The sequence below is a fragment of the Streptomyces sp. NPDC050759 genome (assembly GCF_044456945.1).
In the GTDB taxonomy this organism is placed as follows: Bacteria; Actinomycetota; Actinomycetes; order Streptomycetales; family Streptomycetaceae; genus Streptomyces.
Window position 1 is genome coordinate 218,283 of sequence record NZ_JBITGI010000001.1, and the last position, 10,939, is coordinate 229,221.

Genomic DNA, 10,939 nt, shown 5'->3' on the forward strand with positions numbered 1-10,939 from the left:
CAACCGAAACCATGGCGGTTTCCGTAACCCTTCCGGCGCTCGGCGAGAGCGTCACCGAGGGCACCGTCACCCGCTGGCTGAAGGCCGAGGGTGAGCGTGTAGAGGCCGACGAGCCGCTGCTCGAGGTGTCGACCGACAAGGTCGACACCGAGATCCCCTCCCCCGCCGCCGGTGTCCTGGCCTCCATCAAGGTCGCCGAGGACGAGACGGTCGAGGTCGGCGCCGAGCTGGCCGTGATCGACGACGGCACCGGCGCCCCCGCCGCTGCCCCGGCACCGGCCGCCGAGCCGGTCGCCGAGCCCGCCCCGGAGCCGGCTCCGGCCGCCCCGTCCACCGAGCAGGCCGCCCCCGCGCCCGCTCCCACCGCCGAGGCCGCTTCCGGCGGCGGCTCCGCCGAGGGCACGGACGTCGTCCTGCCCGCGCTGGGCGAGTCCGTCACCGAGGGCACCGTCACCCGGTGGCTGAAGGAGGTCGGCGAGGAGGTAGCGGAGGACGAGCCCCTGCTCGAGGTCTCCACCGACAAGGTCGACACCGAGATCCCGTCGCCTGCCGCCGGTGTGCTCCTTGAGATCGTGGTCGGCGAGGACGAGACGGCCGAGGTCGGCGCGAAGCTCGCCGTCATCGGCGCCCCGGGCGCGGCTCCGGCCGCTGCCCCGGCCCCCGCCGCTCCGGCCCCGGCCCCCGCCGCCGAGGCCCCCGCCCCGGCGCCCGCTCCCGCTCCGGCTCCGGCCCCGCAGGCGCCCTCGGCTCCGGCCCCGCAGCAGCAGACGGCTCCGGCTCCCGACCCGGCGCCCGCCGCTCCGGCTCCGGCGCCCGCCCCGGTCACCCCGGCCCCGGCTCCCGCCGCGCCCTCCGGTGACGACGGCGCCTACGTGACCCCGCTGGTGCGCAAGCTCGCCGCCGAGAACGGCGTCGACCTGGCCGCCGTCAAGGGCACCGGCGTCGGCGGCCGGGTCCGCAAGCAGGACGTCATCGCCGCCGCCGAGGCCGCGAAGGCCGCCGCCGCTGCTCCGGCTCCCGCCGCTGCCGCTCCGGCTCCCGCCGCCGCCAAGAAGGCGCCGTCCCTGGAGGCCTCCCCCCTCCGTGGCCAGACCGTCAAGATGCCCCGCATCCGCAAGGTCATCGGCGACAACATGGTCAAGGCGCTGCACGAGCAGGCGCAGCTGTCCTCGGTCGTCGAGGTCGACGTCACCCGCCTGATGAAGCTGCGCGCCCGGGCCAAGGACACGTTCGCGGCCCGTGAGGGCGTCAAGCTCTCCCCGATGCCGTTCTTCGTCAAGGCCGCGGCCCAGGCGCTGAAGGCGCACGCTCCCGTCAACGCGCGGATCAACGTGGACGAGGGCACGATCACCTACTTCGACACCGAGAACATCGGTATCGCGGTGGACTCCGAGAAGGGCCTGATGACCCCGGTCATCAAGCACGCGGGCGACCTCAACATCGCCGGCATCGCCAAGGCCACGGCGGAGCTCGCGGGCAAGGTCCGCGCGAACAAGATCACGCCCGACGAGCTGTCCGGCGCGACCTTCACCATCTCCAACACCGGTTCGCGCGGTGCGCTCTTCGACACGATCATCGTGCCGCCGGGCCAGGTCGCGATCCTCGGTATCGGTGCCACGGTCAAGCGCCCGGCGGTCATCGAGACCGAGGAGGGCACGGTCATCGGCATCCGCGACATGACCTACCTGACCCTCTCCTACGACCACCGTCTGGTGGACGGCGCCGACGCGGCCCGTTACCTGACCGCGGTCAAGGCGATCCTTGAGGCGGGCGAGTTCGAGGTCGAGCTCGGTCTGTAATCCTCAGCAGTGCCTGTACGGTGCCCCGTCCGGAGCTCTCCGGCCGGGGCACCGTCGTCTCACCGCGGCGTCAGCGTCCTGTCCGACCAGCCCCACAGCTCCTCCACCCAGACGTTCGGGATGGAGAGCCTGGGTGCGGGCGTGAGGTGCCTCGTCCGGTACGCCTTCAGGACGTCGTAGGTGGCGTCCAGACAGTCCCGCGAGGTGAGCTTCCCGGTCCTCGGGTCGACCCCGACGAGGAAGCCACGGGCCTCGACCTTGCCGATCATGGCCCGGGCGTTGTTCACGTCGTGCGTCGAGGACCCGGTGCAGCGGTAGCGGCTGTAGGGGTGCTCGGAGGTGCCGGGGATGGTGGTCCCCCCGCTCGAGCGCAGCCGAGAGTGGGGGATGGCGTCGGTGGACATGTCGCTGAGCATGCGGTCGTACGATCCCTCCGCGTGCCAGGCCCCGATGTCGCCGCCCGGCGGGGTGTACAGCTTCTCGCTGGGGTTCTCGACGGCGCCGTAGACCCAGCGTCCGCTGCCCGGGACCTTGAAGCCCCAGCCGACGTGCCCGAACTTCTGTGCCCCGTCGGGCTTGACGAAGACGCAGGCGGCGCCGCTGCCCCGGGTCGCGCCCGCCATGTTGGTGATCGCTTCGGTCGTTCCGGTACTGCTCGCTGGCACGTCGGCCGTCGCCCGTGTGGCCTGCTGACCGCAGCCCGTCACGGCGACGATCGCGCCGATCACGGCCGCGAACGCAAGTCCGCGCTGTCCCCCGATGTTCATGCCGTCCCCCTGTGGTGCGAAGGGGCGCCCCGCGCGGGAACCCCTGACCAACGCGACACTGCTCACAGCCGTGGGGTTCCGTGTCTTGACAGAAGTCGTGCGGCTGGGAGCGTGTAAGCCTCGTCTCACCTGCAGGAAAGCGCCCCCGTGCGCCCCTCCCGGACGGGCACTCGGCCTTATTGTCTAAACGTCAAACGCCCTTAAGGAGCTCTCATGACCGCGCCCGTCGTCCACTCGCTGCGCGAACAGATCCGCGAGCACATCGTGGAAGGGATCGTCAGCGGGCGCTGGCAGCCGGGCGAGCGGATCGTGGAGCGCCGTATCGCGACCGAGCTGGAGGTCAGCCAGACGCCGGTGCGGGAGGCGCTGCGCGAGCTGGAGTCGCTGCGGCTGATCGAGTCCGCGCCGAACAAGGGCGTACGGGTGCGGAATCTGACGGCGGCCGACCTGGAGGAGAGTTACCCCGTGCGGGCCGGTCTGGAGGCCATCGCGGCGGAGCTGGCGGCGGAGCGGCTGGCGCGGGACTGCTCGGCCCTGGAGCCGCATGTCGCCGCGCTCTACGAGGCCGACCGCGACTCGGACGGCACGGGGCAGGTGCGGCACACGGTGGGTTTCCACCGCGAGCTGGTGCGCGCGGCCGGCAACTCGGTGCTGCTGCACACCTGGGAGGGCCTGGGCATCGAGGTCTTCACCGCCCTGTCGATCCGCTGGCTGGGGACGGTCCAGCAGTCGTACGCGGAGGAGCACGACGAGCTGGTGGCGGCGTTCAAGCGCCGGGACCCGCGGATCCCGGAGATCGTGAAGGCGCATGTCCTGGGGTGCGCGCCGCGGGCCTGACGCAGCCGAGCACACCGGCGCTCACCTGCGGAAACCCTTAGAAAACAAGGCACCCGGTGTCTCCGTCCGAGGCACCCCGTGCCTACTTTCTCGTCATCGAGAAGTTTTGCCTCTCAACCCTTTGATCGATCATCGATCAGCGAGTTAGAGTCCTCGACGGGCCCTTACCGGGGCCCTCCGCCCTGTCCTGCCAAAGACAAAGGGCACCCCCGAAACCCTGCCTGATTGAGGGAACCCCCTTCGACTGAGGAAGGCGGCGACATGACCGACCCCATCGCCATCCAGCCGAGCGAGCTCGACCAGCTCCCCGACCGGGACCCCGAGGAGACCGCCGAATGGCAGGCCTCCCTGGACGCGGTCGCCAAGGCGGCCGGCCCGCACCGTGCCGCGTACCTGATGCGCCGCACGCTGGAGAGGGCGGAGGGCAACGGCATCGCGCTGCCGAAGCTCCTCGAGACGGACTACGTCAACACCATCCCCACCGCCGCCGAGCCGGGCCTGCCCGGTGACCCGGCGATGGAGGCCCGCATCACCGCGTGGAACCGCTGGAACGCGGCCGCGATGGTCACCCGCGGCTCCAAGTACGGCGTCGGCGGCCACATCGCCACCTTCGCCTCCGCGGCCTGGCTCTACGAGACCGGCTTCAACCACTTCTTCAAGGGCAAGGAGGCCGACGGGTCCGGCGACCAGCTCTACATCCAGGGCCACGCCTCCCCCGGCATCTACGCCCGCGCCTTCCTCGACGGCCGGCTGGACGAGCAGCAGCTCGACAACTTCCGCCGCGAGTCGGGCGGCAACGGCCTCCCGTCCTACCCCCACCCTCGCCGCCTGCCCTGGCTGTGGGAGTTCCCGACGGTGTCGATGGGCCTCGGCCCGCTCTCCGCGATCTACCAGGCACGCTTCAACCGCTACCTGACGGCCCGCGGCATCAAGGACGTCTCGCAGTCCCACGTCTGGGCCTTCCTCGGCGACGGCGAGATGGACGAGCCGGAGTCCACGGCGGCTCTCGCGCTCGCGAGCCGTGAGGGCCTCGACAACCTCACCTTCGTCATCAACTGCAACCTGCAGCGCCTCGACGGCCCGGTCCGCGCGAACTTCAAGATCGTGCAGGAGCTGGAGGCCCAGTTCCGCGGCGCCGGGTGGAACGTCGTCAAGTCGCTGTGGGGCAACGCCTGGGACGAGCTCTTCCAGCTCGACACCACGGGCGCGCTCGTACGACGGCTGCGCGAGGTACCCGACGCGCAGGTGCAGACGTACCAGACGCGCGACGCCGCCTACATCCGCCAGGACTTCTTCGGCAAGGACCCGGCGCTCGTCGAGATGGCGAAACTGCTGTCCGACGACAAGATCCTCGAGTGTTTCCACTTCTCCCGCGGTGGCCACGAGGCGCGCAAGGTGTACGCCGCCTACAAGGCCGCCGTCGAGTTCAAGGGCGCGCCGACCGTGATCCTGGCCCAGACGGTCAAGGGCCACACCCTCGGCGAGGGCTTCGCGTCGAAGAACGCCAACCACCAGATGAAGAAGTTGTCGGTGGACGAGTTCAAGACGATGCGCGACCTGCTCGAACTGCCCATCAGGGACAGCGACTTCGTCGACGGCGTGGTCCCCTACGGCCACCCCGGCGCCGACTCCCCCGAGGTCCGCTACCTCCAGGAGCGCCGCGCGGCCCTCGGCGGCCCGGCCCCGGCCCGCCGGGTGCACCCCGTGGCCCCGCTGCCCGCCTCTGCCGAAAAGGCCTTCGCCTCCTTCGACAAGGGCTCGGGCACGCAGAACGTCGCGACCACGATGGCCTTCGTCCGCCTGATCAAGGACCTGGTCCGCGACAAGGAGACCGGCAAGCGCTGGGTGCCGATCGTCCCCGACGAGGCGCGCACCTTCGGTATGGAGTCGCTGTTCCCGTCGCTCGGGATCTACTCCCCCAAGGGCCAGACGTACGAGCCGGTCGACCGCGACCAGCTGATGTACTACAAGGAGGCCACCAACGGCCAGATCCTCAACGAGGGGATCACCGAGGCCGGTTCGATGGCCGACTTCATCGCCGCATCGACGTCGTACGCGACGCACGGCGAGGCGATGATCCCGTTCTACATCTTCTACTCGATGTTCGGCTGGCAGCGCACGGCCGACCAGATGTGGCAGCTCGGCGACCAGCTGGGCCGCGGCTTCCTCGTCGGCGCCACGGCGGGCCGTACCACGCTGACGGGCGAGGGCCTGCAGCACGCGGACGGGCACTCGCCGGTGATCGCGGCGACGAACCCGGCGGCGCTGTCGTACGACCCGGCGTTCGCCTACGAGGTCGCCACGATCGTGCGCGACGGCATCCGCCGCATGTACGGCGAGGCGGCCCCCGGCGAGGACCCGAACGTCTTCTACTACCTGACGGTCTACAACGAGCCGCTCCCGCAGCCCGCCAAGCCGTCCGGCCTCGGTGTCGACGAGGGCATCGTCAAGGGCCTGTACCGCTTCAACACGGCGGAGTCCGCAGGGCTTTCCCCGGTCGCGAACGCCCCCCGCATCCAGCTGCTGGGCTCCGGCACGGCGATCCACTGGGTACTGAAGGCGCAGCGGATGCTGGCCGAGGAGTGGGGCGTGGCGGCCGACGTGTGGTCCGCGACGTCCTGGACGGAGCTGCGCCGCGACGCGCTGGAGGCCGACGCCGGCCTGCTGCGCGGCGAGGAGCGGGTCCCGTACGTCCGTCAGGCGCTGCACGGTGCCGAGGGCCCGGTCCTCGCGGTCTCCGACTACATGCGCCAGGTCCCGGACCAGATCGCCCAGTGGGTCGAGCAGGACTGGTCCTCGCTCGGCGCGGACGGCTTCGGCCTCTCCGACACCCGCGAGGGCGCCCGCCGCCACTTCGGCGTCGACGCGGAGTCGGTCGTGGTCGCGGCCCTGGCCCAGCTGGCCCGGCGCGGTGAGGTGAAGGCGACCGCGGTGAAGGAAGCGCGGGAGAAGTACGGGTTGTAGTTCGGCTGCGGGTCCGGTGGGGGCTGGTCGCGCCCCGCGGCGGAGCCGCACATGGACGCAGCCCCGCGCCCCTAAAAGACAGGTGCGTCTGAGCGGACCTGTCTTTCAAGGGGCGCGGGGAACTGCGCGACCGGCCACATCCGGGCCGCGCCCGACCACGAACCCCCGGCATCATGGCCCCATGCGTGCTGCCCGTCTCATCAAAATGGTGCTGCTCCTCCAGTCCCGTCCCTCCATGACCGCCGCCGAGCTGGCGCGCGAGCTGGAGGTGTCGGAGCGGACGGTCACCCGGGATGCGCAGGCGTTGTCGGAGGCCGGGGTTCCGGTGTACGCGGACCGGGGCAGGGCAGGCGGATACCGCCTCATCGGCGGCTATCGCACCCGCCTCACCGGCCTGGCCCGCAGCGAGGCCGAGGCGCTGTTCCTCTCCGGTGTGCCGGGGGCGCTGCGCGAGATGGGGCTCGAGGACGCCGCCTCCGCCGCCCGGCTGAAGGTGTCCGCCGCGCTGCTCCCCTCCCTCAGCGACGCCTCCCGTACGGCCGCGCAGCGGTTCCATCTCGACGCGCCCAACTGGTTCACCGAGCCGAAGTCCCCCGAGCTGCTGCCCGCCGTCGCCGACGCCGTGTGGGAGGACAGACGGGTCACCGCCCGCTACCGCGGCCGGGAGCGCGAGGTGGAGCGGGAGCTGGAGCCGTACGGACTCGTGCTCAAGGCGGGCGTCTGGTACCTGTGCGCGCGGATCCCGGGGAACGGCTCCTTCCGGGTCTACCGCATCGACCGGTTCCTGGCGGTGACGGCCGCCGGGGAACGGTTCGAGCGGGACGAGGAGTTCGACCTGCCCGGCTTCTGGGAGGAGCGCGCCGAACAGTTCGCGCGCTCGATCCTGCGGGCCGAGGTCGTCGTACGGCTGTCCGAAGCGGGGGCGCGCGGACTGCCGTACGCCGTCGATCCCGCCGGTCCCGCCCGGGAGGCACTGGCGGCCGCCGGGCCGCCGGACGACGACGGGTGGGTGACGGTGACCCTCCCGGTGGAGTCCGAGGAGGTCGCCCACGCGCAGCTCGCGTCGCTGGGGCCGGAGGCCGAGGTGCTGGCCCCGGAGAGTCTGCGGACGCGGTTCGCGAGGGACGCCGTACGTCTGGCGGAGCTGTACGGCAGGGATGGGACCCTGTTCGGGACATAACAATCCGCCGCACTCCACGTGCGTCCCACCCTTGCAGGCCCGATGCTGGACCCGTGATGGACGAGACGGAGTTCTGGGAGTTGGTGGACGCCACCCGCGAGGCCGCCGAGGGCGACCCCGAGGAGCAGGCCGACCTGCTCGTGGACCGGCTCCTCGCGCTGGACCCGGACATGGTCCTCGACTTCGCCCGTCACTTCGAGGCCCGCTTCAACCGTGCGTACACCTGGGACCTGTGGGGCGCCGCCTGGATCCTGCTGGACGGGGTGAGCGACGACGCCTTCGACTCCTTCCGGTGCTGGCTGATCGGCCAGGGGCGCGAGGTCTACGAGGGCGGCGTGCACGACCCCGACTCGCTCGCCGACCTGCTGGCCGACTTCGACGAGGAGATCGACGGCGACGGCGAGGAACTGGGCTACGCGGCCGACGAGGCCTACGAGCAGCTCACCGGTGCCGTCGCTCCCGACCTGGGCATCCCGCCCGGGGCCTCCGAGCCGCTCGGCGCACCGGTCGACCTGGAGAGCGACCGGGTGCTGGCGGAGCGGTATCCCAAGCTGTGGGAGCGGTTCAGGGGTTAGGGTCCTTGGTCGCGGTCAGGCCGCTCGCGTTTTGTTCAGGCCGCCGTCGTGGCCCTGCGCCGGGTCGTGTCCGTCGGGATGTACGCCTGGGTCTGGTCGGCTCTCACCGCGTGGTGCATCGGGGCGGCGTTGGCCTGGTCGAGCGCGGACGCGGTGACGGCGGCCGGGCCGAGGATCACGGCCGCGACGGCGCAGACGACCGCCCAGGGGCCGCGGGCGGTCCGGGTCCAGCCGGCGCCCTTCTCCGTGGTGATCGTGGTGTCCATGTGACTGCTGTTCATTTCTTCCCCACCTCCAGTCAGTGCGTGTGCATGACGATAGGGCGGCTGTTTCGGAGTGGTCCTTGAGCCGCCTACGAGAAACCTGTGAGGGCCAGGCCTCTTGACCCCTGCCGTGACTCCCGGCTTACCGTGGCCGCCCCGAACAGGAGCACCCCGCCCATGACCAGCCCTTATGTGCGCGAGATCACGCGCGAGGACCATCTCGCCCACCTGCGGCTGCATCCCGACGCGAGCCATCTCCAGATCCCCGAGTGGGCCGACGTGAAGCCCGACTGGGTGGCGGAGAGCGTCGGTTGGTTCGAGGGCGAGGCGATGGTGGCGACGGCACTCGTCCTGTACCGGCCGCTGCCCGGCACCCGGCGCTGTCTCGCCTATCTCCCCGACGGGCCCGCGATCGACTGGCGCCACCCGCGCCCGGAACGCCTGCTGGATCCGCTGGTCGCCCACCTGGAGAAGCGCGGGGCGTTCTCCGTGCGCATCGGGCCACCCGTCGTCGTGCGGTACTGGGACCCCGAGACGGTGACGGCGGGCATCGCCGACCCCGACGTACGCCATGTGCGCGAGGTGCCCGCGGCCGGCGTCGACGGGTTCGCGCTGGACGCCGGGGAGCGGCTGCGCGGGCTGGGGTGGCGGCGGTGCGCGCAGGACGAGGACAGCGGCTTCGGGCTCGGACAGCCGCGCTACGGCTGTCACATCCCGCTCGCGGGCCGCTCGGTGGACGAGCTGCGCGAAGCCCTCGCACCGCACTTCGAGCAGTCGCTGCGCACGGCCGAGTCGGCGGGTGTCCGGGTCTCCTGGGGGACGGCCGCCGATCTGCCCGACTTCTATCGCCTCTATGCCGCGACCGCCGCCCACGACGGCTTCCGGGCCCGCCCGCCGGTCTACTTCCGGCGCATGTGGGAGGCCATGAACGCCGAGGACTCCGACCGGCTGCGGCTCTATCTCGCCGAGTACGACGGCGAGGTGCTCTCCGCCGCGCTGATGATCAACGTCGGTTCGCGCGTCTGGCACTCCTATGCCGCGTCCGGTCGCCGGGGGCGGGAACTGCGGCCCAGCAGCGCGCTGTTGTGGCGGATGCTGTGCGACGCGCGGGCGGCCGGTGCCGAGACGTACGACCTGCGTTCGGTGAACCCGTCCCTCGGTGAGGACCGTCTGCTGGGCCGGCTCCGCTTCAAGACGGGGGCGGGCGGCCGGGTCGTGGAGTACCTCGGCGAGTGGGAACGGCCGGTGGGGCTCCAGGGCAGGGTGTTGCAGCGGGCCTTGGGGGTGTATCTCGGGCGCAGGTGACCCGGCGGGTCAGTTCCGCCTCTGGAGGTGGGCCGCCGTCTCCCTGATCTCCGGCAGCCGTGCCCTGAGGGCGGCGCCCGGACAGGTCGTCATGTAGCCGTCGCCGTGGCCGGCGAGGGCGGGCAGTTCCGCGGTGGTGCCGGCGGCGTAGCGGCTGAGACTGTTGCTGGAGGTGAGCCGGACGGTGGTGCGCGGGTCGATGCCGGCGAGGCCGAGTTTCCAGGCGGCCAGTGCGGCGATCGCGTCGGTCATCGCCCGCGGGACGGACACGCCCGTGGTGAAGGTGCCGATGGCGGCGATGCCCGCGGTGCGGTGGTTGAAGCCCTGGGTGTGGGCACCGGTGACGGGCCGGTCGACGCCGCCCGCGCGGCCCTCGTAGATGGTGCCGCAACGGTCGACGAGGAAGTTGTAGCCGATGTCGTCCCAGTCCCGGGCACCGGTCTGGCCGGCGGCGAGGTAGCGGATGATGCGGGGCGTGTCGGCGCAGTCGTAGTCGTTGGGCGAGTCGGTGTGGTGCACGAAGACCGCGAGCACCTTGTCGTCGTAGTGCGCGGGCGGTGGGGTGCGGGCGGCGGAGTTCGCCTCACCGGTGCCGGCGGCCCACACCGACCGCGGCACGATGTGCGGTTCGGCCGCGGTGTGCGCCACGAGCCCGTGCCGGGCCGGTTCGGCCACCCTGGCGGCCCTGGCATCGACCGCACGCTCGACGCCGCTCACACACAGCACCAGCCCGAGAACGGCACCGAGCCCCGGAAGACACCCGAGCAACACCCGCACAGCGAACGGAAGCACCCGCCCCGACCGAACAGGAGCCGCAGGTCGGCCGATGCTCGCGAGCTCGGCGGAGGCCGCCGACCGTACGGGACTGTCGGGCTCGGCGGAGGCGGGCGACCGGACGGGGGCCGCTGGATCGGCGGGAACTGCAGGTCGGACAGGGATCGCAGGCCCGACGGGAGCCGCGGACCCGACGGGAGCCGCGGACCCGACGGGAGCCGCGGACCCGACGGAGGCCGCCGACCCGACGGGAGTCACGGGCCCGACGGAGGCCGCCGACCGGACGGGCACCGCTGGATCAGCGGGAACCGCGCTCCCGGCGGAGGCCGCCGACCCGACGGGACTCTCGGGCCCGACGGAGGCCGCCGACCGGACGGGCACCGCTGGATCAGCGGGAACCGCGCTCCCGGCGGAGGCCGCCGACCCGACGGGACTCTCGGGCCCGACGGAGGCCGCCGACCGGACGGGCACCGCT

9 protein-coding genes and 1 pseudogene are annotated in these 10,939 nt (G+C 72.0%); 7 read left to right on the forward strand and 3 right to left on the reverse strand.

What is annotated here, in order from left to right:
- Nucleotides 1–11: 11 nt before the first annotated feature.
- On the forward strand, nt 12–1,799 hold the full coding sequence (gene sucB, locus ACIBJB_RS00995; protein ID WP_398925170.1) for a 2-oxoglutarate dehydrogenase, E2 component, dihydrolipoamide succinyltransferase: 1,788 nt from the start codon (nt 12–14) through the stop codon (nt 1,797–1,799).
- 59 nt (nt 1,800–1,858) lie between these two features.
- Here the strand turns inward: sucB and ACIBJB_RS01000 are convergent, their stop codons facing one another.
- Nucleotides 1,859–2,566, reverse strand: a complete 708-nt coding sequence (locus ACIBJB_RS01000; protein WP_398925172.1) for a hypothetical protein — start codon at nt 2,564–2,566, stop codon at nt 1,859–1,861.
- A gap of 213 nt (nt 2,567–2,779) precedes the next feature.
- Here ACIBJB_RS01000 and ACIBJB_RS01005 point away from each other — a divergent pair, with 213 nt between their 5' ends.
- The 4 genes from ACIBJB_RS01005 to ACIBJB_RS01020 all read left to right on the forward strand — a co-directional run bounded on the left by ACIBJB_RS01005 (nt 2,780) and on the right by ACIBJB_RS01020 (nt 8,122).
- Nucleotides 2,780–3,403: a GntR family transcriptional regulator gene (locus ACIBJB_RS01005; protein ID WP_398925174.1), complete on the forward strand. Its 624-nt coding sequence runs from the start codon at nt 2,780–2,782 to the stop codon at nt 3,401–3,403.
- Between the two features lie 261 nt (nt 3,404–3,664).
- Entirely contained in the window at nt 3,665–6,367 is a 2,703-nt protein-coding gene (aceE, locus tag ACIBJB_RS01010; RefSeq protein WP_398925176.1) for a pyruvate dehydrogenase (acetyl-transferring), homodimeric type, read from the forward strand.
- 181 nt (nt 6,368–6,548) lie between these two features.
- Complete coding sequence (locus ACIBJB_RS01015) at nt 6,549–7,547, forward strand: helix-turn-helix transcriptional regulator (RefSeq protein WP_398925177.1); 999 nt, start codon at nt 6,549–6,551, stop codon at nt 7,545–7,547.
- Nucleotides 7,548–7,603: 56 nt separating this feature from the next.
- On the forward strand, nt 7,604–8,122 hold the full coding sequence (locus ACIBJB_RS01020; RefSeq protein WP_391053213.1) for a DUF4240 domain-containing protein: 519 nt from the start codon (nt 7,604–7,606) through the stop codon (nt 8,120–8,122).
- 35 nt (nt 8,123–8,157) lie between these two features.
- Here ACIBJB_RS01020 and ACIBJB_RS01025 read toward each other — a convergent pair whose 3' ends face one another.
- Complete coding sequence (locus ACIBJB_RS01025) at nt 8,158–8,403, reverse strand: hypothetical protein (RefSeq protein WP_398925179.1); 246 nt, start codon at nt 8,401–8,403, stop codon at nt 8,158–8,160.
- Nucleotides 8,404–8,562: 159 nt separating this feature from the next.
- Here ACIBJB_RS01025 and ACIBJB_RS01030 point away from each other — a divergent pair, with 159 nt between their 5' ends.
- Complete coding sequence (locus ACIBJB_RS01030) at nt 8,563–9,690, forward strand: lipid II:glycine glycyltransferase FemX (protein WP_398925181.1); 1,128 nt, start codon at nt 8,563–8,565, stop codon at nt 9,688–9,690.
- 9 nt (nt 9,691–9,699) lie between these two features.
- Here the strand turns inward: ACIBJB_RS01030 and ACIBJB_RS01035 are convergent, their stop codons facing one another.
- Nucleotides 9,700–10,467, reverse strand: coding sequence for a peptidoglycan recognition protein (locus ACIBJB_RS01035; RefSeq protein ID WP_398926789.1), 768 nt, complete (start codon nt 10,465–10,467; stop codon nt 9,700–9,702).
- 49 nt (nt 10,468–10,516) lie between these two features.
- Here ACIBJB_RS01035 and ACIBJB_RS01040 point away from each other — a divergent pair.
- Nucleotides 10,517–10,939, forward strand: a pseudogene (locus ACIBJB_RS01040) (hypothetical protein); the annotation flags it as partial.